The sequence below is a fragment of the Streptomyces sp. NPDC058576 genome (assembly GCF_042718715.1).
Classification (GTDB): Bacteria; Actinomycetota; Actinomycetes; order Streptomycetales; family Streptomycetaceae; genus Streptomyces.
Map to the genome: position 1 here is coordinate 1 of NZ_JBHXPF010000091.1, position 21,939 is coordinate 21,939.

Genomic DNA, 21,939 nt, shown 5'->3' on the forward strand with positions numbered 1-21,939 from the left:
CCGGCATGTCGTGCGCGGGGCGGCCGGTCAGCCCGTCGTCTCGTCCGGGGCAGGGTGCTCATCGGGATGCGCGCCCGCGTTGCGCGGCGCGTTCCGGCCGGCGCCGGCCTCGTCCAGCTCGGGCTCGTCGTCCTGGCGGGCCACCCGGTCCGGCACCGGTATGTCGAGGGCGTCCTCGCCCTCCTGGCTCTGCTGGTCCGGCATGTCCGCCGGTACGGGAGGCGGGCTGCCGGACGCCCCGGTGTAGGCGGTGCCTTCCGGCCTGCGGTCGGTCATGAGAGCTTCCTTCCGTACTGCCCCGGTGAACCCGGGGAGGAGTGATGCGCCCAGGTGGGTACCCGCTGCCGGGCGAAGCACTCCCCGAATCCGGTGAGGCCGGGGACACAGGGGCGCCGCCTCCCGCACCACGCTCCGGGAGAGGACGGGAGAAGATGCGGGGCCCGTGGCGTCCGGCCATATTGGGAGCCCCGGGCCACCGGCCGGGAGCGTGTCGCGCGCCGGGGCGGCGGAAACGCCGCCGCGGAGTGTGGGGCGCCCGAGCGCGGGTACCCGGGGCGTTGCCCCCACTCGGGCGCACGACGTCACCCGACGAACCCGGCGGAAGGACTCCCCGCATGCTGATGGCCCACCCCACCGTGCTGCGCAATCTGATCGAGCAGTACGAGGCGCTGCGTGTGCTGCACGCGGAGGACGGCGACGAGGAAGCCCGGCAGCGCATGGACGACGTGGCGTACACGCTGTGCGTGTCGACCGGCACGAGTGACGTCGACAGCGCGCTGGTCGCCGCCCGCCATCAGTTGCCCGGCGCCCGGCCCGAGGACGACTCCGTCCTCTCCGCCTGATCGCCGTCGAGCCACGAAGGGGAGGGCCCGTGGTCCGCACGGTGGGTGTCGAAGAAGAACTGCTCCTGGTCGACTCGGCCAGCGGAGAGGCGGAGGCCCTGTCCTCGGCGGTGCTGGCGATCGCCGAGAAGGACGCGGAGGGGGAGTCGGCCTTCGAGCCGGAACTGCATCGCCAGCAACTGGAGTTCTCCACGCACCCCTGTGCGGACATGGGCGAACTCGCCGAGTCGGTCCACCGGTGGCGGGGAGAGGCGGTACGGCACGCCGCGGACGCCGGGGCGTCGGTCGTGGCCCTGGCGACCTCCCCGCTCCCGGTCAGCCCGAAGATCGGCACGGGGGAGCGGTACCGGTGGATGGCGGAGCGCTTCGGGCTGACCGCCCAGGAGCAGCTGACCTGCGGCTGCCACGTCCATGTCTCGGTGGCCTCCGACGAGGAGGGCGTCGCCGTGCTCGACCGGGTGCGCTGCTGGCTGCCCGTCCTGCTCGCCCTCAGCACCAATTCCCCGTTCTGGCAGGGGCAGGACAGCCGGTACAGCAGCTACCGCAGCCAGGTGTGGGGACGATGGCCGTCGGCGGGCCCCGTCGACGTCCACGGCTCCGCCGAGGCGTACCACGCCCAGGTGCGGTCCCTGGTCGGCACGGGAGTGCTCCGGGACGAGGGGATGATCTACTTCGACGCGCGCCTCTCGCACCGCTACCCCACCGTGGAGTTCCGGATCGCGGACGTCTGCCTGGACCCGGCCGACACCGTGCTGCTGGCCACGCTGGTACGCGGTCTGGTGGAGACGGCCGCACGGGAGTGGCGGGCCGGTGAGCCGCCCCTGGGCACCAGCACGGCCCTGCTGCGCGCGGCCTCCTGGCAGGCGGGCCGCTCGGGCCTGGAGGGCCGGCTGGTCCACCCCCGGACCCGTCGGCCGGAGCCCGCGCCCGATGTTCTGCGGGCCCTGCTGGACCATGTGCGGGACGCCCTGGAGGACAGCGGCGACCTGACGGCCGTGGAGACGGCCCTGGCCGCCGTGGACCGGCGCGGCAACGGGGCACGGATCCAGCGCGAGACCCTGGCGCGGACCGGGAGCCTGCGCGACACCGTCGCCGAATGCGTGCGGATCACGGCCGGCTGAGTCCTGCCGAACGGCATCCGCCGAATGACACCAGAGGAACGGAGCAATCCATGTCGACCAAGTCCACCAACGCACTCGAAGACCGCCGGATCCTGGCCATCGTCACCAACTACGGCGTCGAGCAGGACGAACTCGTCGTCCCCGTGAAGCATCTGCGCGACCACGGGGCACAGGTCAGCGTGGCGGCGGTCTCCGCCGACGGGATCCGCACCCTCGTCGGCGACCGCGATCCCGGCGAGACCGTGCGGCCCGACCTCACGCTCGACGAGGTCGACCCCGCCGCGTACGACCTCCTCCTGGTCCCGGGCGGCACACTGAACGCCGACTCGCTGCGCCTGGAGGACGCCACCACCCGGATCGTCAGCTCGTTCGCCGCCTCCGGCCGACCGGTGGCAGCCATCTGCCACGGGCCGTGGGCGCTCATCGAGGGCGGCTACATCGAGGGCAAGACGCTGACCTCGTACGCCTCGCTGCGGACCGACATCACCAACGCGGGCGGCACCTGGGTCGACAAGCCGGTGGTCCGCGACGACGCCGCCGGCTGGCCGCTGATCACCTCCCGGAACCCCGGCGACCTGGAGGACTTCGTCGGCGAGATCGACGCCGTGCTCGCCGAGTCCTGAGCCGGCCGCCAATGAGCGCTCCACCCGGCGGGGCAGGTGCACGCGGGCAATAGGGCCACGCCGCACTTACCCGCCGGGACGCCCTCGGGGTATGCAGGAACAAGGCTGCTGGCCAGAGATCCTGCACGCGGGCCGACCCGAGGAGGGCTCATGAACCCCCCGACCGCCACCACGGCCGACGCGGACGTCACCGAAGCCCCTCCGGAAGACCCGACCGTTCACATTCTGTGGATCAACGCGGGGCTGAGCTGCGACGGAGACTCCGTCTCCCTCACCGCCGCCACCCAGCCGAGCATCGAGGAACTCGCGCTCGGCGCCCTGCCCGGCCTGCCCAAGGTCGCCGTCCACTGGCCGCTCATCGACTACGAGTGCGGGCCCGTCCAGGGCGCCGACAACTTCGTCGAATGGTTCTTCAAGGCCGACCGGGGTGAGCTGGAACCCTTCGTCCTGGTGGTCGAGGGCTCCATCCCGAACGAGCGCATCAAGCCCGAGGGCTACTGGTGCGGCTTCGGCGACGACCCCGAGACCGGCCAGCCGATCACCACCAGCGAATGGCTCGACCGCCTCACGCCCAAAGCCCTCGCGGTCGTCGCCATCGGCACCTGCGCCACCTACGGCGGCATCCACGCCATGGCGGGCAACCCCACCGGAGCGATGGGCGTACCCGACTATCTCGGCTGGGAGTGGAAGTCGAAGGCGGGCATCCCGATCGTCTGCATCCCCGGCTGTCCGGTGCATCCGGACAACGCCTCCGAGACCCTGCTGTACCTGCTCTACCAGGCCGCCGGCGCCGCGCCCATGATTCCGCTGGACGAGGAGCTGCGGCCGACCTGGCTGTTCGGCGCCACCGTCCACGAGGGCTGCGACCGGGCCGGCTACTACGAGCAGGGCCAGTTCGCCGACGAGTACGGATCCCCGCAGTGCCTGGTGAAACTCGGCTGCTGGGGCCCGGTCGTCAAGTGCAACGTGCCCAAGCGCGGCTGGATCAACGGGGTGGGCGGCTGTCCGAACGTCGGCGGCATCTGCATCGGCTGCACCATGCCCGGCTTCCCGGACAAGTTCATGCCGTTCATGGACGAGCCGCCCGGCGGCCATGTGTCGGCGGCGGCCAGCGGGGTGTACGGCTCCGTCGTCCGGCGGCTGCGCAGCTTCACCGTGAAGACGGCCGACAAGGAACCGAAGTGGCGGACGAAGACCGAGACGATCAAGACCGGCTACCGGCCGCCCTGGTGACCGGCGCCCCCGGACACCCCGGAGGGCCGTAGGGCCAGGACGGGCAGCACGACCTACCAGGAAGGCGGCGCGGGACCATGGCGACTGCGACCGGCAAACCCGTCGTCGACGCTGACGGCCTCATGGAGATGTCGTGGGACCCGATCACGCGCATCGTCGGCAGCCTCGGCATCCACACCAAGATCGACTTCGCTGCGAAGCGGGTCGCGGAGTGCTACAGCACCTCGTCGATCTTCCGCGGCTACAGCGTCTTCATGAAGGGCAAGGACCCGCGCGACGCCCACTTCATCACCAGCCGCATCTGCGGCATCTGCGGCGACAACCATGCCACCTGTTCCGTCTACGCGCAGAACATGGCGTACGGGGTCGCGCCCCCGCACCTCGGCGAGTGGATCATCAACCTCGGCGAGGCCGCCGAGTACATGTTCGACCACAACATCTTCCAGGAGAACCTGGTCGGCGTGGACTACTGCGAGCGGATGGTCCGCGAGACCAACCCCGGCGTCCTCGAACTCGCGGAACGCACCGAGGCCCCGCACGCCGCCGACCACGGCTACCGCACCATCGCCGACATCATGCGCTCGCTGAACCCGCTGGAGGGCGAGTTCTACCGCGAGGCCCTCCAGGTCAGCCGCTACACCCGCGAGATGTTCTGCCTGATGGAGGGCCGCCACGTGCACCCCTCCACGCTCTACCCCGGCGGCGTCGGCACGGTCGCGACGATCCAGCTCTTCACCGACTACCTCACCCGCCTCACCCGCTACGTGGAGTTCATGAAGCGCGTCGTCCCGCTCCACGACGACCTCTTCGACTTCTTCTACGAGGCGCTGCCCGGCTACGAGGAGGTCGGCCGCCGGCGGATCCTGCTCGGCTGCTGGGGCGCGCTCAACGACCCGGAGTACTGCGACTTCACGTACGCCAACATGGAGGACTGGGGCCGCAGGATGTTCGTGACCCCCGGTGTCGTGGTCGACGGCAAGCTCGTCACCAACAGCCTCGTCGACATCAACCTCGGCATCCGCATCCTGCTCGGCAGCTCGTACTACGAGGACTGGGCGGGCATGGGCAAGTTCGTCGAACGCGACCCCCTCGGCAACGAGCTGGACGAACGCCACCCCTGGAACCAGCACACCATCCCGGCCCCGCAGAAGCGGGACTTCGAGGACAAGTACAGCTGGGTCATGTCGCCGCGCTGGTTCGACGGCACCGACCACCTCGCCCTGGACACCGGCGGCGGGCCCATCGCCCGGCTCTGGTCCACGGCCCTGTCCGGACTCGTCGACATCGGCTACATCAAGGCCACCGGCCACAGCGTCCGGATCAACCTCCCGCGTACCATGACCAAGCCGGAGATGGCGCTGGAGTGGACGATCCCGAAGTGGTCCAACGCCATCGAACGCAACCGGGCCCGCACCTACTTCCAGGCGTACGCGGCCGCCGCCGCCCTCCACTTCGCCGAACAGGCCATGGAGGAGGTCCGGGCCGGACGCACCCAGACCTGGGAGCAGTTCGACGTCCCCGACGAGTCGATCGGCTGCGGCTTCACCGAAGCGGTACGCGGCGTCCTCTCCCACCACATGGTCATCCGGGACGGGAAGATCGCCAACTACCACCCCTACCCGCCGACCCCCTGGAACGGCAGCGTCCGCGACAGCTACGGCACCCCCGGACCGTACGAGGACGCCGTCCAGAACACCCCCATCTTCGAGGAGAACCCGCCCGAGAGTTTCAAGGGCATCGACATCATGCGGGCCGTCCGCAGCTTCGACCCGTGCCTGCCGTGCGGTGTGCACATGTACGTCGGAGGCGGCCGCACCATCGAGCAGACCCACATGCCGACCGGGCTGAGCGGACTGGCGGGCGGCTGACGAGAGGGGCCCACGATGGCGGGAGCCGACCCCGGTGCACGCATCGGCGAACTGCTGGACCGACTGGGACGCGAGGCCGGACCCCGGGCCCGCGAGACCGCCGACGAACTGGTGCGCAGCGTCGTGGAGTTCTACGGCGAGGGCCTCGCCCGCACCGTACGGCTGCTGCGCGCCGCCCCCGCCGGAACCGACCCCCTGTCGGTGCTCACCGCCGACGAACTGGTCGGCGACCTGCTGATCCTGCACGACCTGCACCCCGAGGACACCCCGACCCGGGTCGGCCGTGCCCTCGACAAGGTCCGCCCCTACCTCGGCTCCCACGCCGGCGACGTCGAGGTCGCCGGACTGGACATGGACGCCGCCGAAGGGCTCACCCTGCGCCTGCGGTTGCGCGGCAGCTGCGACGGCTGCCCGTCCTCCACCCAGACCGTGCGCTGGACCATCGAGGAAGCCGTCGCCCGCCTCGCCCCCGAGATCGCGCACATCGAGGTGGAAGGGGTCGCCGAACCCGCCCCCGCCGAACCGCCCCTCCTGCAGATCCAGCCCCGCCCGCCCGACGACACTCTCCCCGCGGCGCCCGGGCCCCCGCCGATCGACGCCTCCGCCGAACCGCCGCGCTGGCACACCCTGTCCGCACCGGTCCTGCCCGCACACGACCGCACCACCCGCGTCGCCGACGTCGACGGCAACGAACTCCTGCTCGTCCGGCTCCCCGGCAACCTCTACGCCTACCGCGACCGCTGCCCCGGCTGCGGGGCCGACCTGCGCACCGCCCCCATCGACGGGGAATTCCTCAGCTGCGCCGCGTGCGCCGCCCGGTTCGACGTACGGCACGCGGGACGCGGCGAACACGGCCACCTGGAACCGCTGCCGCTGCTGGAGGAGGACGGGGCCGTCCGGGTCGCGCTGCCCGAGCTGCTGGGGGCCGGGTCGTGAGCGCCGGCGTGCTGGCCCAGTTCACCCGCCGGCCCCCGCCGCCGGGGGAGCGGTGCGAACTGTGCGGGGAGCCGCTGCCGGACACGCACCGGCACCTGGTCGACACCACCCGCCGATCCCTCAAGTGCTCCTGCCTGCCCTGCCACCTGCTCTTCACCCGGCCGGGCGCGGGACAGGGCCGCTTCCGGGCCGTCCCCGACCGCTACCTCACCGACCCCGGCTTCGCGCTCGACGGCGACGGCTGGAACCGCCTCCAGATCCCCGTCGGGCTCGCCTTCTTCTTCCGCAACTCCGCCCTCGACCGGTTCGCCGCCTTCTACCCGAGCCCCGCCGGAGCCACCGAGAGCGAACTCGACCCCGCGACCTGGGACGCCGTCATCGGCGGCACCCGCCTCACCGGACTCCTCCAGGACGACGTCGAGGCGCTGCTGCTGCACGCCGAACGCGACCGGCCCGCGACCTGCACCCTCGTCCCCATCGACGTCGCCTACGAACTCGTCGGCCGGATGCGGCTCCACTGGAAGGGATTCGACGGCGGATCCGAAGCCCGCGCGGCTCTCGCGGAGTTCTTCGACCGCGTCGCGTCCCGCGCTCGGCCCCTGCCCGCCGAGACTCCGGCGGAGGGCACCTCCGGGCGGGCGGTCGCGGACCCGGGGGGCGCCCCGTGACCGACCTCGACTTCCACTGCACCGGCGTCAGGCCCGAGCCCTACGGCGCGAGCCCCACGCTCCTGTTCGGCCTGCGCATCGAGGAACGCGACCACCTGCCCGTCCACGCCGTCGCCCTGCGCTGCCAGATCCGCATCGAACCCGCCAAGCGCACCTACGACCCGGACGAGGTCGACATGCTCGGCGACCTGTTCGGCGAACCGACCCGCTGGAGCAGCACCCTCAAACCGCTCCAGTTCGCCCACGCCTCCATCACCGTGCCCGCCTTCACCGGCACCACCCACGTCGACCTCCCGGTGCCCTGCACCTACGACACCGAGGTCGCCTCCGCCTCCTACTTCCGGGCCCTGGCACGCGGCGAGGTGCCGCTGCTGATGCTCTTCTCCGGCACGGTCTTCACCGGCCGCGACCGCTTCCGCGCCGAGCCGATCCCCTGGCACAAGGAGGCGTCCTGCCTGATGCCGGTGGCCGTATGGCAGGAGCTGATCGAGGCCTACTTCCCCAACACGGGCTGGCTGCGGCTGCGCAAGGACTGCCTGGAGGACCTGCGCCGCTACCGGTCCACGCGCGCCCTGCCCTCCTGGGAGCGCGTCTTCGAGGACCTCCTCGCCGCCGCGGGAGCCGCCGAAGCCGCGGACGTGAAGGGGGCCGAGTGAGATGACCGCTCCGCACCGCGCCCCCGACCTCACGGACCGGCTGGACGAGGCGCTCGACCAGGCCCGCACGGTCGCCGACGCCGTCCTCTTCGAGGGCTACGTCCTCTACCCGTACCGCGCCTCCTCCGCCAAGAACCGGATGCGCTGGCAGTTCGGCGTCCTCGTGCCGCCCGCCCGCACCGCCGAGGGCGGCGAACACGCCCGGCAGCGCACCGACATCCTCCTGGAACCCCGCTCGGGCGACCGGCTCGACGCGGAGCTGCGCTTCCTGCACGTACGGCGGCGGACCGTCGAACGCCTCGACCCGGACGGCTCCTACACCGAGGTACCCGAACTGGAGCTGCCCGACCGGGTCCTGGTCCCCTGGGACGAGGGCCACGAGGAACGCATCCGCCTCCACGCCCCCCTCGCCGAACTCACCGGCGAGCAGGCCCACACCCGTACCGTCACCTTCGACCTGCCGCCCGGCACCGAACACGAACCGGTGCTCGACGACGAGGGCCGCACCCTGGGCCGGCTGGTACACCGACGCGGCCGCCTGACCGGAGAGATCCGCCCGTACGTCGAACAACTCCCCGGCCCCTACCGGATCTCCCGCCTCACCGTCACCGTGGACAACACCGTCGACGCGCCCCCGCCGCCCGACGGCGGCAGTCGCGACGACGCCCTCCCGCACAGCATGATCGGCGCGCATCTGCTCCTCGCCGTGGCGGGCGGCCGCTTCCTGTCGATGACCGACCCGCCCGAGTGGGCCCGGCCCGCCGTCGCGGAACTGCGCAACGAGAACACCTGGCCCGTCCTCGCCGGCCCGGCGGACCGGGAGGACGTCGTGCTCTCCTCGCCGATCATCCTGGAGGACCACCCCGTCCTCGCCGACGAGAGCCCCGGCCCCCTCTACGACGCCACCGAGATCGACGAGATCCTCTCGCTGCGCACCGCCGCGCTCACCGAGCACGAGAAGCGCGAGGCACGCGGCACCGACGCCCGCGCCGCCGAGGTCATCGACCTGGTCGACACCATGCCCGAAGCGGTACGGGAACGGCTGCACGGGGCGATCCGCGGACTGCGCGAGGTCACGGGGGAGGACGAGAGCGCGGCGCCCGCCGCCGGACTCACCCTGCCCGAAGGCACGGGGCACCCCTGGTGGGACCCGCAGCAGGACCCCGAGGCGGCCGACACCCCCACCACCGTCTCCGTCGACGGCGAGGCCGTCGGCGAGGGAAGCCGCGTCCTCCTCACCCCCGGCGCCCGGCGCACGGACGCCCAGGACACGTTCCTGCGGGGCTGCCGGGCCACCGTCGAAGCAGTGGTCGCCGACCTGGACGGGGAAGTGCACCTCGCGGTCGTCCTGGACGACGACCCGGGCAACGACATCCGCCGCCGGCAGGGCCGCTTCCTCTACTTCAAGCCCGACGAGGTCGCCCCGCTGCGGGAGGAGGAGCCATGACGAGGACGGGCACGCCCGCGCGCACGCTCGTCGCCGGGGTCGGCAACATCTTCCTCCACGACGACGGCTTCGGCGTGGAGACGGTTCGGCGGCTCGGCCGCCTGGACCCGTCCCGCCTGCCGCCCGGCACCGAACTGATGGACGCCGGCATCCGCGGGATCCACCTCGCGTACAAGCTGCTGGAGGGCTACCGGACCCTCGTCCTGGTCGACATCGTCGGCCGGGGCGGCCCGCCCGGCACGCTCTACACCGTCGACGTCGGGCCGCGGCCCCCACAGGCCCGCCCCGCACCCGGCCCGCTGGACACCCACGCCATGGACCCCGCCACCGTCCTCGGGCTGCTGCACGACCTGCACGCCGGCGCGGGCGGCACCCTTCCCGACGAGGTGTACGTCGTCGGCTGCGAGCCTCTCGACACGGCGGACGGCATGGGGCTCAGCGCGCCCGTCGAGGCGGCGGTGGAGCCCGCGGTGGAACGGGTGCTCGACCTGCTGAATCGCCGCGCCGCCCCCGTACCGGACCACCGGCCGGACCCCGTACCCGATCGTCCCGTACCGCAGAAGAACTGAGACCACGACGTTGGAGGCACAGGATGCACTGGATGTGGATCGGCGTCGCCGCGGGCCTCGCGGCCCTCTACGGAGTCGCCAGGAATCTGCCCGATGTCCGGCGCTACCTGCGCATGCGCCGGATGTAGTCACCGTGCCCGGAGTGAAGCGCAGGGTGTCCCGAGCGGCGCGGGGGCTCGTCCCCGCCCCCGACGTCCTTCAGCTGCACATACCGCTCAAGGAAGAGATGGAGGGTGCCGTGCAGTTCTCCCAGCCGCACGAACCACAGGGCGAGATCCATGGCGCCCTGCGGAGTGATCGCGTACACCCGGCGCGCCGGACCGGAGGCGGAGGCACACCAATGCGAGGTGACCTCACCGCACTTCTCCATGCCCCGCAGCAGCCGGTACACGTGCGCCGACTCGGCTTCCTCCCAGCCGAACGCCCCCAGGCGCTGCACCAGCTCGTAGCCGTGACCCCGACGTTCGGCCAGGAGCAGAAGCAGGACCGGGGTGAGCAGCGCCCGCCGTTCGACCTCGTGACCAGCCATGGTCCTCTCAGCGTAGCGAGGAGGTGAGCGCCGTGCATGAGCTGTCCATCGCCATGGCCGTCGTCGACCAGGTCGAGAGCGCCGTCGACGAGCAGGACCCCGGCGGCGCGCGGGTCCGGTCGCTGACGCTGCGGGTCGGCGAACTGTCCGGTGTGGTGCCCGAGGCGCTCGACTTCTCCTTCGGGGTGGCGGCCCAGGGCACTGTGCTGGCGGACGCCCGGCTGCTGATCGAGACTGTGGAGGGGCGGGCCCGCTGCGAGGACTGCGGCCGGGACACCGCGACCGGGATGCCCCCGGACCTGTGGTGCGCGCACTGCGCACGGGCGATGAGCCTGACCGGCGGGCGCGAACTGGAGATCGCCCGGGTCGTCCTGGAGGACCCGGAATGCCGACACGGGGGCGACGTACCGGAGGCGAGCCATGTGCCGCACCGTTGATCTGCATCAGGCCGTGCTGGCGAAGAACGACACCAACGCCGTGGAGCTGCGCCGCACCCTCGACGACCGGGGCACCACGGCCGTCAACCTCCTCTCCAGCCCCGGCAGCGGCAAGACGGCCCTGCTGGAGCTGCTCCTCACCAGATCCCTCGCGGGTGGCACCCCGGCCGCCGCCGTCACCGCCGACCTGGCCACCGAGAACGACGCGACCCGCCTGGCCCGCTCCGGAGCCCCCGTGCGCCAGATCCTCACCGACGGGCTGTGCCACCTGGAGGCCGGGATGCTCGGGGGCAAGCTGGAGGGCTGGCTGCCCGAGGGGACCCGGCTGCTGTTCGTCGAGAACGTCGGCAATCTCGTCTGCCCCGCCTCCTACGACCTCGGCGAGACGCTGCGGATCGCCCTCGCCTCGGTGACCGAGGGCGAGGACAAGCCGGTGAAGTACCCGGCGGCCTTCGGGCTCGCGCACCTGGTCGTGGTCACCAAATCCGACCTGGCCGAGGCGGTGGAGTTCCGCCGGGACGACTTCCTCGCGGGCGTCCAGCAGGTCAATCCGGGCGTGCCCGTGATCGAGACGTCCGCCCGCACCGGCGAAGGCGTCGACAAGCTGCTCGCGCACGTCCTGCGCGCCGCCGACGGCCGTCAGACGCACACGCCGGTCCTCGCGCGCCAGCACGAGAAGCACCTGCATCATCACGGTGAGGGCGACGCGGAGCACGAGCACCCGCACCCGCACGACCCGGCAGCAGCGCACCTACCGGCGGGAAACCCGCGATGACCCCCCGGAAGCCCACGCCCGCGACGGCCCCCGAACGGATCCGCCGCCACCTCACCGTGCGCGGCGCGGTCCAGGGCGTGGGCTTCCGCCCGTTCGTCTACACCCTCGCCGAGGAGCACGGCCTCACCGGCTGGGTCACCAACGACGCCGACGGCGTCCGCACCGAGGTCGAGGGCCCGGCGTCCGCCGTGGACGCCTTCACCGACGCGATCGGGACCCGCGCACCGCCCCTCGCCCTCGTCGAGTCCGTCGACCACCGGGCCGTCCCCGTCACCCACGACGACGGCGGCTTCACCATCCGCCCCTCCGCCGCCGGCCCCGGACGCACCCTGATCCCGCCGGACACGGCCACCTGCGACGCCTGTCTGGCCGAACTCGCCGACCCGGCCGACCGCCGGCACCGCCACCCGTTCATCACCTGCACCCACTGCGGTCCCCGGTTCACCGTGGTCACCGGCCTGCCCTACGACCGCCCGCTGACCACCATGGCCGGCTTCCCCCTGTGCCCGGACTGCGCCCGTGAGTACGCCGACCCCGGCGACCGCCGCTTCCACGCCCAGCCGATCGCCTGCCCGCGCTGCGGCCCCCGCCTGACGCTGTGCCGAGGCCCCGACGACCCCGGGACGCTCCACGACGCCGCAGCGCTCGACGCGGCCCGCGGCCTCCTCGCCGCCGGGGCCGTCCTCGCCGTGAAGGGCCTCGGCGGCTACCACCTGGCTTGCGACGCGGGCGACCCCGCCGCCGTACGGACCCTGCGCAAGCGCAAGAACCGGGGCGACAAGCCGTTCGCCGTGCTGGCCGACTCCCTGGCCACCGTCGAAGCGCTCGTCCACGTCGGCGCCGCCGAACGCGCCCTCCTCACCGGCCCCCGCAAGCCGATCGTCCTGCTGCGCCGCCGCACCCGCCCCGCCCACGACGTCGCGCCAGGCGTCGCGCCGGGCAGCCCCGACCTCGGCGTGATGCTCCCGTACACCCCACTGCACCGCCTGCTCCTCGGCCTCCCCGGCGACCCGCCAGGACCACCCGTCCTCGTCATGACCAGCGGAAACCGATCCGGCGAGCCGATCGTCACCGACGACGCCGAAGCCCTGGCCCGGCTCGACGGGCTCGCGGACGCCTGGCTCGGGCACGACCGGCCCGTCCACGTGCCCTGCGACGACTCCGTGGTCCGGATCTGCGCCGGGGCCGAACTCCCGGTCCGCCGCTCGCGCGGCTACGCCCCACTGCCGCTCGCCCTGCCCCTGCCCGTCGTCCCGGCCCTCGCGGTCGGCGGCGACCTGAAGAACACCTTCTGCGCCGCCGACGACCGCTACGCCTGGCTCTCCGCCCACGTCGGCGACATGGACGACCTCGCCACCCTCACCGCCTTCGAGCGCGCCACCGGACACCTCACCGGCCTCACCGCAGTCACCCCGCGCCTGCTGATCGCCGACCGGCACCCCGGCTACCGGTCCACCCAGTGGGCCCGCCGCACCGCCGAGGCCCGCGGCATCCCGCTGCGCCAGGTCCAGCACCACCACGCCCATGTCGCCTCCACGATGGCCGAGCACGGCCTCGACGGCGCCTCCCCGGTGATCGGCGTCGCCTTCGACGGCACCGGATACGGCGACGACGGCGCGGTCTGGGGCGGCGAGATCCTGATCGCCGACTACGACGGCTTCGCGCGCTTCGCCCACCTGCGCTACGTCCCGCTGCCCGGCGGCGACGCGGCGGTCCGCAACCCGTACCGGATGGCGCTGTCCCACCTGCGCGCCGCCGGACTGCCGTGGTCGGACGCCCTGCCCTGCACGGCCATCGCACCTCCGGGGGAACGACGTTTGCTGGACCGGCAGTTGGAGCGCGGCCTGAACTGCGTCCCCACCTCCAGCATGGGGCGCCTCTTCGACGCGGTGTCCTCGCTCGCCGGTGTCTGCCACCGGGTGGAGTACGAGGCGGAGGCCGCGATGCGCCTGGAGAACGCGGCCCTGACCGGCGCGGAGGCCGACCCGGGCGGCGACGACGGGCGCGCGTCCGCGTACGGGTTCATCCTGGGAGCAGAGCCGGACGGGCCGGCGGCCCCGCTGATCGCCGACCCGCGACCGGTCCTCGCCGCCGCCGCGGCGGACGTCCTGGCGGGCGCCCCGGCCCCCACCGTGGCCCGCCGCTTCCACCGCGCGGTGACCGACCTCGTACGGGAGGTGTGCGCGGCGGCCCGGCAGCGCACGGGCATCGCCACCGTGGCCCTGACCGGCGGTGTCTTCTGCAACGCCCTGCTCACCGAGGGCTGTTGTACGGGACTGGAGGCGGACGGCTTCACCGTGCTGAGGCACCGCAAGGTGCCCCCCAACGACGGCGGACTCGCCCTCGGTCAACTGATCGTCGCCGCCCGGACGAAGGAGTGAGGGAGGAGAGCGCCATGTGTCTGGCCGTACCCGGCCGAGTGCTGGAGATCGAGGAACGCGACGCCACACGGATGGCCAAGGTCGACTTCGGCGGCGTCGTCAAGGAGGTCTGCCTGGAGTACGTCCCCGACATGCAGGTCGGGGACTACGCCATCGTCCACGTCGGATTCGCCCTGCAACGGCTCGACGAGGAGTCGGCGCGCCAGACCCTGGAACTCTTCGAGAACCTCGGCGTGCTGGAGGAGGAGTTCGGCGACCACTGGGGCAAGGCCGCCAAGGACGCGGGCGCCGAACGCCCGGCAGGGACCGAACTCCCCGCCCCGGCAAGTGAGAAGGAGGCACGGTCATGAAGTATCTCGACGAGTTCAGCGACCCGGTCCTCGCGAAACGGCTCTTCGACGACATCCGGGCGCTCACCACGAAGCCCTGGTCCCTCATGGAGGTCTGCGGCGGGCAGACGCACTCGATCATCCGCCACGGCATCGACCAGCTGCTCCCCGACGGGATCCGGCTGATCCACGGCCCCGGCTGTCCCGTGTGCGTGACCCCGCTGGAGATCATCGACAAGGCCCTGGAGATCGCCTCCCGGCCGGACGTGATCTTCTGCTCGTTCGGCGACATGCTCCGGGTCCCGGGCAGCGGACGCGACCTGTTCCAGGTCAAGAGCGAGGGCGCGGACGTCCGCGTGGTCTACTCCCCGCTCGACGCGCTGCGCGTCGCCCAGGAGAACCCGGACAAGGAGGTCGTGTTCTTCGGCATCGGCTTCGAGACCACCGCCCCGCCCAACGCGATGACGGTCTACCAGGCGAAGAAGCTGTCCATCCCCAACTTCAGCCTGCTGGTCTCCCACGTACGGGTGCCCCCGGCGATCGACGCGATCATGAACTCGCCGGACTGCCAGGTCCAGGCGTTCCTCGCCGCCGGACACGTCTGCACGGTCATGGGCACCAAGGAGTACCCGGCCCTCGCCGCCGAGCACGAGGTGCCCATCGTCGTCACCGGATTCGAACCCCTGGACATCCTCGAAGGCATCCGCCGCGCCGTACGGCAGTTGGAGGCGGGGGAGCACACCGTCGAGAACGCCTACCCGCGCGCGGTCAACGAGCAGGGCAGCCCGGCCGCGCAGAAGATGCTGGCCGACGTCTTCGAGGTCACCGACCGGGCCTGGCGCGGCATCGGGATGATCCCGCAGAGCGGCTGGCGGCTGTCGCCCAAGTACCGGGAGTACGACGCCGAGCACCGCTTCTCCGTCACCGGCATCGAGACCGAGGAATCCACGGTCTGCCGCAGCGGCGAAGTCCTCCAAGGGCTGATCAAGCCGCACGAGTGCGCCGCGTTCGGCAAGGAGTGCACCCCGCGCAACCCGCTCGGCGCGACCATGGTCTCCAGCGAGGGCGCGTGCGCCGCGTACTACCTCTACCGGCGGCTCGAAGCCCCGAAGAAGGAAGCCCCCGCCGTGAACGCCCCGGCCAAGGAGGCGAGTTCCGTTGGCTGACACCGCCCCGGCCCCCGCCGACTTCTCCGGCTGGACCTGCCCCGCCCCGCTGCGCGACCACGAACGCATCGTGATGGGCCACGGCGGCGGCGGCACGCTCTCCGCCGAACTGGTGGAGCACCTCTTCGCGCCGGCCTTCGGCAGCGACGTCCTCGCCGAGCTCGGCGACTCCGCGCAGGTGACCATGGGCGGCGCCCGGCTGGCCTTCTCCACCGACTCCTTCGTCGTCCGGCCGCTGTTCTTCCCCGGCGGCAGCATCGGCGACCTCGCCGTGAACGGCACGGTCAACGACCTGGCCATGGCGGGCGCGGTGCCCGCCTACCTCTCCTGCGGCTTCATCCTGGAGGAGGGCATCGAGATGTCGGTGGTGGGCCGGGTGGCGCAGGCGCTCGGCGACGCGGCCCGCACGGCGGGCGTGACCGTCGCGACCGGCGACACGAAGGTCGTCGACGCCGGCCACGGCGACGGCATCTTCATCAACACCGCCGGAATCGGCCTGGTCCCCGACGGCGTCGACATCCGCCCAGGGCGCGCGGCAGCCGGTGACGCGGTCCTGGTCAGCGGGCAGATCGGCGTCCACGGCGTCGCCATCATGAGCGTGCGCGAAGGGCTGGAGTTCGGCGTCGAGATCGAGAGCGACACCGCGTCCCTGGCCGGCCTGGTCGGCGACATGCTCGCCGTCTGCGGCGACCTCCACGTCCTGCGCGATCCGACCCGGGGCGGCCTGGCGACCTCGCTCAACGAGATCGCCGGAGCCGCGGACATCGGCATCGCCCTCGACGAGGGATCGCTCCCGGTCCCCGAGACGGTCGCCAACGCCTGCTCCTTCCTCGGCCTCGACCCCCTGTACGTCGCCAACGAAGGCAAACTCGTCGCCTTCGTCCCCCCGGACCACGCCGACGCGGTCCTGGACGCGATGCGCGCCCACCCGCTGGGCAAGGAGGCGGTCCGGATCGGGACCTGCGTGGCGGAGCACCCCGGCATGGTGGTGGCGGCCACGGGCCTGGGCGGCACCCGCGTGGTGGACATGCCGCTGGGCGAGCAACTGCCGCGCATCTGCTGACGGCCGCGGGGCTCAGGTGGAAAGGCCCCTCCGATGGTCAGTCCAGGGTCTGTGTCAGCTCGCTGCGGGTGGCGGTGTGCACGACCCTGCACCGTGCCCCGTTGACGAGCGGCAGGTACGGCGGCACATGGCCGCACTCGACGTCGGCGACGATCGGCACGTTCAGCGGCCCGAGCGCTTCGATCACGGCCTGGTGCTGGGTGAGCGAAGCGGTGTCCGGGGCCGAGGTCCGGCCGACGAGTACGGCGTCGGCCGCGTCGAAGAAGCCGGCCAGCCGCATCCCGTGCAGGTAGCGGCAGATGGCGAACGCGTCGTCGCCGCCGGCCTCCACGTACACGACAAGCCCCTCCGGGGCGTGCGTCCGGGCGAAGGCCGAGGTGTCGAGGTACGGCGTCCCGGTGAGGTTGCACAGCATCTCGATACAGCCCCCGACCAGCCGCCCCTCGACGTCCACGTCGCCGCTGCCGTCGAGCCGGGTCCAGCGGCCCGGGACGTCGAGCGTGAGCGTACGGGCGTCGGGGTGCTCCGCCCAGTCGTCCCAGCCCGAGGCGCGGTGCCGTTCCGGCGGGATCTGGGTGAACCGGTGGCCCGGCGGGGCGGCGACGATGTCGAACCAGGACACCAGTCCCTCCGGCACCCGGTACGGGGTGTCCATGAGGTTGTTCCCGTGCACGGTCGCCACCCCGGTGAGCAGGGTCAGCGGCGTCATCACGGTCGACATGTCCGAGTAGCCCACCACCCAGGTCGGCTCCGCCGCACGCACCGCCGCCCAGTCGACCAGCGGCAGCAGGTCGATGGCGGTCTCCCCGCCCCACGGCGGCACGACGGCCCTGATGCCGGGATCCGTCAGCATCGCCGTCAACTCGGCCGCCCGGTCGGCCGCGGGCGCGCTGACGTGCCCGGAGCCGTCCATGCACCGGCCGGTCACGACCTCGTACCCGCGCGCCTCGACATCGCGCACCGCTACGGCGAGTCGCTCGCGCAACTCCTTGGGCACCCCGCTCGACGGGGACGTGACGCCGACGCGGTCACCGGGGCGCAGAGGGCGCGGATATCGAACAGACATGCGCTGGATTCTGGCACGCCACCCGCGCGAGGTCAGCGCTTTTCGGTCGGCTGCGGGGACAACTCGGCGTGGCGGACCGTGAAGCCGCCTCGGGTGGCCGGGGCGAAGGGCGCGGGCGCCATGCAGGTCCCCACCTTCGGAGCGGTGACGTTCCCCTGCTCGTCGGTCTTCTCGGGGTCGACGTTCGCCACGCCCCACGAGAACCCGAGCCGGTCCGGCTCGCCCGCGCGTCCCTCGCTGACGCTGAAGCCCAGCCGCTCGCCGGCGGGCCCCACGTCGGACCGGGTGACGACGGCGGTGAGCGTCGCCGTGCCGCCGCCGGTGACCAGGCAGTCCACCCGGGCCTTCGCCGTGGCGATCTGCCCCGTGGCGGCGACGACATGGCGGAAGGTCACCGTGCCCCGCGCGTCGGTGGGCAGCCCCTGGGGCAGCCCGGGAAGCGGGCGGGAGTAGGGCGCCGCCTCGGCGTCGATCGTGAAGCGGATGTCGTCGTCGGGGCTGAACACATAGTGGATCCGTGCCGATCCGTGGACACTCGCGGTCGTGGCCGGCTTCGTGGCGGGGGCGTCGTCGGAGGGCGCCGCGCCCGTCGCCGCCGTCGCGGTGAGAGCCGTCAGTGCGGCGATACCGAGTGCGGTGAGGGTGGGAACGCGCATGGTGAACTCCTCTTTCGCAGGGTGTTTGCTACCGGCGTCTGCCGTGGTCACCAGCTTGGTCCCGGGACCCCGTCGGATCCATCTGCCGATCGGCAGACGCGCGGGGGCGGTGCTGTCGGGCTCCTCCGCCGAACGGCGGAGGGCGGGGTGCGCCGTCGTCCGCCGGCCCCGTGACCGATGCCGTCTCGAACCGGTGGCCACGGAAGGTTAGGCTGACCTAAGTCAATTCGGTTCCCTCGTCCCCGCGGGCGAGGCGCTCAGGCCGACCACGCGTACGAAGGGGCAGAGTCCATGACGATCCACCGAGCCGTCGTCGCCCGAGTGCAGCCGCTCACCGTGAGCATGACCCGCGTCACCTTCCACGGAGAGGGGCTGGCGGGATTCCGGACCACCGGGGTCGGTGACGAGTACGTGCGGATCTTCCTCCCGCACGGCCCGGACCGCACCGACGTGTCCCTGCCCCGGACCACCGAGCAGGGCGGGTGGGAGACCCCCGAGGGGCAGCCCGTCGCGCCGATGCGCACGTACACGATCCGCGCGGTCCGCCCGGAGGCCGGCGAGCTCGACATCGACTTCGTGCTGCACGAGGGCGGCGTGGCGTCCGGCTGGGCGGCCGAGGCGCGGCCCGGGGACGTGGTGGGCGTCAACGACCCCACCGGGCTCTACAGTCCTCCGGCCGATCTCTCCTGGCAGGTGCTGGTCGCCGACCAGACCGGTCTGCCCGCTGCCGCCCGGCTGCTGGAGAACACCCCGGACCACGTCCGGACCCGGGTGGTCCTGGAGGCTCCCGACCCCTCGGCCGCGCTGCCGCTGCGGGAGCCGGCCGACTCCAAGGTGACCTGGACCTACGGCGGAAACGGCCATGGCCCGAGCCGCCTGGCCGACCTGGTGGCCGCCGCCGTCCCGCCCGGCACGGACCTCGCGGGCGGGTACGTCTGGGTGGCCGGGGAGACCAACGCGCTGCGCGCGGTGCGCCGCTACCTCCGTCGCGAGCTGGGGCTGCCGGCGGAGCGCTTCAAGGTCGTCGGCTACTGGATACCGAACTCCGACACCTGGTCCGAGCGGTACGAAGCCCTGCCCGACACCGTGCGCTCCGAGCTGGAGGCCCTCTGGGACAACCCGGCCGGCGACTCCGAGGACCTCACCATCCGCTACGAGGCCCGCCTCAGCGATCTCGGACTCTGACCGCCCCCGGGGCCCGGGACCTGCTTCCTCGGTCGCCGCGATCTCCAGTGATGTGCGGGATTCGGTGAGTCAACCGCGAGATGGGCGAGTAGCTTTGCGGACAAGTAGGTATAGACAGCCTTACCTGAGTGCATGGAGGATTCGGTGGCCAATCCGTTCGACGACGAAGACGGCACCTATCTGGTGCTCGTCAACGACGAGGGACAGCACTCCTTGTGGCCGGCGTTCGCCGAGGTGCCCGCCGGGTGGGCCGTGGCTCACCCGGAGGGCACCCGCCAGGCCTGCCTGGACTACGTGGAGCAGAACTGGACCGACCTGCGGCCCAAGAGCCTGACAGCGACCATGGCGGCCGATCCGACATGAGGCTCCCTCAAGCGCCGCATCCCGTACGCCTGGCGGTGCACGTACGAGGACACGCACGTCGGGCCGACGCCCTGCCGGCCCACAACTGAGACCCGGTCGCTCCGACGGCCCCGCACCCGCCTGGTGCGGGGCCGTCGGCGTGCTCGCGGCGCCGGTACGCGACAGCCCCTAGGCTGCGACCCGGCAACCGCCCGACCGATCCAGGAGCGCACCCCCGCATGAACCACCCTGCCCGCGGCTTCCCCTTCCCCGACGCCCTCGACCCCGACGCGTCCCCCGCACCGCATCCGCTGCTCGCCCCGGTGTCCGGATACCTCGGCACCTGGCGGGGCACGGGCCGCGGCGGGTATCCGACGCTGGAGGCGGAATTCACCTACGCGCAGGAGGTCACGTTCAGCCACGACGGGCGGCCGTTCCTCGCGTACGAGGCCCGGGCCTGGCTGCTCGACGCCCAGGGCGACCCGCTGCGGCCGTCCGCCCGGGAGACCGGCTGGTGGCGGCTGCAGCCGGACGGGCTGGTGGAGGCCCTGATCACCCAGCCCACCGGGATCGCGGAGATCCTGGCCGGCCACGCTCGCGACGGCGCCGTCGACCTCGCCACCGAACAGGTCTCCCTCGCCCCCACCGCCAAGGAGGTCGACGCCACCCGCCGCCGCTACACCCTGACGGACAAGGACACGCTCACCTTCGTCCACGACCTCGCCGCGGTCGGCCGGCCGCTGCAGCACCACCTGGCGGCCGAACTCCGCCGAGAACCGCCTGGCCAGGGCATTTAGTTGCCGGAGCGTGACCGAAGCGGCGGCATGGAGGCCGGACCACGGGGCAGGTGCACGGGAAGCCAGGAGAACAGGAGCACCTTTCCGATGTCCCTTCCCTCGTACCCGGATTCCCCGTACCCGGGGCAGCCCGCAGCCGATCACGACCCCTACGGCGGTCAGCAGCCCGCCCGGACGAACGGCTTCGCCGTCGCCGCCCTGGTCCTCGGCCTCGTCGCCTGCCTGCTCTTCTGGACCGTGGTGGGCGGTCTGCTCCTCGGCCTGCTCGCCATCGTCTTCGGCATCGTCGCCGCGCTCCGCACCCGCCAAGGCCGCGCGCCGCGCCGGGTGATGGCGATAGTCGGGGCCGCGTTCGGGGCGCTCGGGCTCATCGGGTCCGTGATCGTCCTCGTGGTGGCCGTCTCCGTGTTCGACTCGCAGGAGTTCAAGAACTTCGAGGACTGCGTGGACCAGGCCAACGGGCAGGCCGCCGAGGACCGGTGCGCGGACGACTTCGTCGACGAGCTGACCAACTGACGGATCCCGGAGGGGCCGCCGCCCCCGGGGGCTGGGCGTAGGCTCGGCCCATGGTGCATGTACTGGGCAGCAGGATCCTGCTGCACCCCACCGACCCCGAGCGTTCCCGCGCCTTCTACGGCGAGGCCCTCGGCCTCGCCGTCTACCGCGAGTTCGGCACGGGACCCGAGCGCGGCACCGTCTACTTCCTGGGCGGCGGATTCCTGGAGGTCTCCGGCCGGGGCGACGGCCCGCCCTCGCCCTCCCTGCAGATCTGGCTCCAGGTCGACGACGCCGAGGCCGCCCACGACGAACTGCGGTCGAAAGGCGTGACCGTCCTCCGACCGCCGAGGCGCGAGCCCTGGGGGCTCGTCGAGATGTGGATCGAGGACCCCGACGGAGTGCGGATCGCCGTCGTCGAGGTGCCGGACGACCATCCCCTGCGCTACCGGCCCTGACCGGCGGCCTCAGCACATCAGTCCACCCCCGCCCGGCGCCGCACAGCCGGTTGCACGCGCACCGGGTGTTTGCCACGGTGTGGGTGGGTAGGCGGCCCGGTGATCACCGGGCCGCACCGCCCGTTGGACCGTCCGCAACGGATCACGAAGCAGAGAAGGAGGGTTCGATGTCCTCGAAGCGACGTCGTAAGAAGAAGGCCCGCCGCAAGAACGGCGCGAACCACGGCAAGCGTCCGCAGAGCTGAGAGCGCGAACACGCCGCGGCCCCGCCAAGCCGAGAAGCGTGGCGGGGCCGCG

Annotated in this window: 27 protein-coding genes; 23 read left to right on the top strand and 4 right to left on the bottom strand. The window is 72.5% G+C overall.

Annotated features, from left to right (window positions below; genetic code table 11):
- Positions 1-27: 27 nt before the first annotated feature.
- A complete protein-coding gene (locus ACFWRV_RS34380) occupies positions 28-276 on the bottom strand; it encodes a hypothetical protein (RefSeq protein ID WP_384339842.1) in 249 nt (82 codons plus the stop codon).
- Positions 277-614: 338 nt separating this feature from the next.
- Between ACFWRV_RS34380 and ACFWRV_RS34385 the strand changes: the two genes are divergently transcribed.
- The 11 genes from ACFWRV_RS34385 to ACFWRV_RS34435 all read left to right on the top strand — a co-directional run bounded on the left by ACFWRV_RS34385 (position 615) and on the right by ACFWRV_RS34435 (position 10,091).
- On the top strand, positions 615-842 hold the full coding sequence (locus ACFWRV_RS34385) for a DUF5133 domain-containing protein (RefSeq protein ID WP_384339843.1): 228 nt from the start codon (positions 615-617) through the stop codon (positions 840-842).
- Between the two features lie 29 nt (positions 843-871).
- Positions 872-1,963: a glutamate--cysteine ligase gene (locus ACFWRV_RS34390; protein ID WP_384339844.1), complete on the top strand. Its 1,092-nt coding sequence runs from the start codon at positions 872-874 to the stop codon at positions 1,961-1,963.
- Positions 1,964-2,013: 50 nt separating this feature from the next.
- Positions 2,014-2,586 (top strand): DJ-1/PfpI/YhbO family deglycase/protease, encoded by a 573-nt coding sequence (locus tag ACFWRV_RS34395; protein WP_384339845.1) that lies wholly within the window; start codon positions 2,014-2,016, stop codon positions 2,584-2,586.
- A 150-nt stretch (positions 2,587-2,736) separates the two neighbouring features.
- Complete coding sequence (locus ACFWRV_RS34400; protein WP_384339846.1) at positions 2,737-3,819, top strand: hydrogenase expression protein HypE; 1,083 nt, start codon at positions 2,737-2,739, stop codon at positions 3,817-3,819.
- 77 nt (positions 3,820-3,896) lie between these two features.
- Positions 3,897-5,687, top strand: a complete 1,791-nt coding sequence (locus tag ACFWRV_RS34405) for a nickel-dependent hydrogenase large subunit (RefSeq protein WP_384339847.1) — start codon at positions 3,897-3,899, stop codon at positions 5,685-5,687.
- Positions 5,688-5,702: 15 nt separating this feature from the next.
- A complete protein-coding gene (locus ACFWRV_RS34410; protein WP_384339848.1) occupies positions 5,703-6,623 on the top strand; it encodes a NifU family protein in 921 nt (306 codons plus the stop codon).
- On the top strand, positions 6,620-7,291 hold the full coding sequence (locus ACFWRV_RS34415) for a DUF5947 family protein (protein WP_384339849.1): 672 nt from the start codon (positions 6,620-6,622) through the stop codon (positions 7,289-7,291). Before ACFWRV_RS34410 ends, ACFWRV_RS34415 begins: the two co-directional genes overlap by 4 nt.
- On the top strand, positions 7,288-7,947 hold the full coding sequence (locus ACFWRV_RS34420; RefSeq protein WP_384339850.1) for a DUF6084 family protein: 660 nt from the start codon (positions 7,288-7,290) through the stop codon (positions 7,945-7,947). The genes ACFWRV_RS34415 and ACFWRV_RS34420 overlap by 4 nt, the downstream gene beginning before the upstream one ends.
- A gap of 1 nt (position 7,948) precedes the next feature.
- Entirely contained in the window at positions 7,949-9,394 is a 1,446-nt protein-coding gene (locus ACFWRV_RS34425; RefSeq protein WP_384339851.1) for a hypothetical protein, read from the top strand.
- Complete coding sequence (locus ACFWRV_RS34430; protein WP_384339852.1) at positions 9,391-9,963, top strand: hydrogenase maturation protease; 573 nt, start codon at positions 9,391-9,393, stop codon at positions 9,961-9,963. The genes ACFWRV_RS34425 and ACFWRV_RS34430 overlap by 4 nt, the downstream gene beginning before the upstream one ends.
- A gap of 23 nt (positions 9,964-9,986) precedes the next feature.
- Complete coding sequence (locus tag ACFWRV_RS34435) at positions 9,987-10,091, top strand: DUF6893 family small protein (protein ID WP_384339853.1); 105 nt, start codon at positions 9,987-9,989, stop codon at positions 10,089-10,091.
- Here ACFWRV_RS34435 and ACFWRV_RS34440 read toward each other — a convergent pair.
- Entirely contained in the window at positions 10,067-10,492 is a 426-nt protein-coding gene (locus ACFWRV_RS34440) for a helix-turn-helix transcriptional regulator (RefSeq protein WP_384339854.1), read from the bottom strand. The two genes, ACFWRV_RS34435 and ACFWRV_RS34440, sit on opposite strands and share 25 nt — an antisense overlap.
- A gap of 32 nt (positions 10,493-10,524) precedes the next feature.
- On the opposite strand from ACFWRV_RS34440, the gene ACFWRV_RS34445 reads away from it, so the two are divergent.
- From ACFWRV_RS34445 to hypE, 6 genes are read left to right on the top strand one after another with little or no spacing between them, the layout of a single operon-like run.
- Positions 10,525-10,929 carry a hydrogenase maturation nickel metallochaperone HypA gene (locus tag ACFWRV_RS34445; protein WP_384339855.1) on the top strand — a complete coding sequence of 135 codons (405 nt, stop codon included), beginning with the start codon at positions 10,525-10,527 and terminating at the stop codon, positions 10,927-10,929.
- Complete coding sequence (gene hypB / locus ACFWRV_RS34450) at positions 10,913-11,704, top strand: hydrogenase nickel incorporation protein HypB (protein ID WP_384339856.1); 792 nt, start codon at positions 10,913-10,915, stop codon at positions 11,702-11,704. Before ACFWRV_RS34445 ends, hypB begins: the two co-directional genes overlap by 17 nt.
- Entirely contained in the window at positions 11,701-14,085 is a 2,385-nt protein-coding gene (gene hypF / locus ACFWRV_RS34455) for a carbamoyltransferase HypF (RefSeq protein WP_384339857.1), read from the top strand. Before hypB ends, hypF begins: the two co-directional genes overlap by 4 nt.
- Before the next feature lie 14 nt (positions 14,086-14,099).
- The gene (locus ACFWRV_RS34460; protein WP_384339859.1) at positions 14,100-14,435 is read left to right on the top strand and encodes a HypC/HybG/HupF family hydrogenase formation chaperone; all 336 of its coding nucleotides are present in this window, start codon (positions 14,100-14,102) and stop codon (positions 14,433-14,435) included.
- Positions 14,432-15,580 (top strand): hydrogenase formation protein HypD, encoded by a 1,149-nt coding sequence (gene hypD, locus ACFWRV_RS34465; protein WP_384339861.1) that lies wholly within the window; start codon positions 14,432-14,434, stop codon positions 15,578-15,580. Before ACFWRV_RS34460 ends, hypD begins: the two co-directional genes overlap by 4 nt.
- The gene (gene hypE, locus ACFWRV_RS34470) at positions 15,573-16,643 is read left to right on the top strand and encodes a hydrogenase expression/formation protein HypE (RefSeq protein ID WP_384339863.1); all 1,071 of its coding nucleotides are present in this window, start codon (positions 15,573-15,575) and stop codon (positions 16,641-16,643) included. The genes hypD and hypE overlap by 8 nt, the downstream gene beginning before the upstream one ends.
- A gap of 37 nt (positions 16,644-16,680) precedes the next feature.
- On the opposite strand, the gene ACFWRV_RS34475 is transcribed toward hypE, so the two are convergent.
- A complete protein-coding gene (locus ACFWRV_RS34475) occupies positions 16,681-17,709 on the bottom strand; it encodes a S66 peptidase family protein (RefSeq protein WP_384339865.1) in 1,029 nt (342 codons plus the stop codon).
- Positions 17,710-17,741: 32 nt separating this feature from the next.
- Positions 17,742-18,365 carry a hypothetical protein gene (locus tag ACFWRV_RS34480; RefSeq protein WP_384339867.1) on the bottom strand — a complete coding sequence of 208 codons (624 nt, stop codon included), beginning with the start codon at positions 18,363-18,365 and terminating at the stop codon, positions 17,742-17,744.
- A gap of 291 nt (positions 18,366-18,656) precedes the next feature.
- Between ACFWRV_RS34480 and ACFWRV_RS34485 the strand changes: the two genes are divergently transcribed.
- From ACFWRV_RS34485 to ACFWRV_RS34510, 6 genes are all read left to right on the top strand, one after another.
- Entirely contained in the window at positions 18,657-19,550 is an 894-nt protein-coding gene (locus ACFWRV_RS34485) for a siderophore-interacting protein (protein ID WP_384339869.1), read from the top strand.
- A 144-nt stretch (positions 19,551-19,694) separates the two neighbouring features.
- A complete protein-coding gene (locus tag ACFWRV_RS34490; protein WP_384339877.1) occupies positions 19,695-19,913 on the top strand; it encodes an MbtH family protein in 219 nt (72 codons plus the stop codon).
- A gap of 218 nt (positions 19,914-20,131) precedes the next feature.
- Entirely contained in the window at positions 20,132-20,689 is a 558-nt protein-coding gene (locus ACFWRV_RS34495) for an FABP family protein (protein WP_384339871.1), read from the top strand.
- A gap of 87 nt (positions 20,690-20,776) precedes the next feature.
- Complete coding sequence (locus ACFWRV_RS34500) at positions 20,777-21,205, top strand: DUF4190 domain-containing protein (protein ID WP_384339873.1); 429 nt, start codon at positions 20,777-20,779, stop codon at positions 21,203-21,205.
- 50 nt (positions 21,206-21,255) lie between these two features.
- The gene (locus tag ACFWRV_RS34505; RefSeq protein ID WP_384339875.1) at positions 21,256-21,642 is read left to right on the top strand and encodes a VOC family protein; all 387 of its coding nucleotides are present in this window, start codon (positions 21,256-21,258) and stop codon (positions 21,640-21,642) included.
- Between the two features lie 167 nt (positions 21,643-21,809).
- Positions 21,810-21,887 (top strand): 50S ribosomal protein bL37, encoded by a 78-nt coding sequence (locus ACFWRV_RS34510; RefSeq protein ID WP_370454205.1) that lies wholly within the window; start codon positions 21,810-21,812, stop codon positions 21,885-21,887.
- The last annotated feature ends 52 nt before the right edge of the window (positions 21,888-21,939 follow it).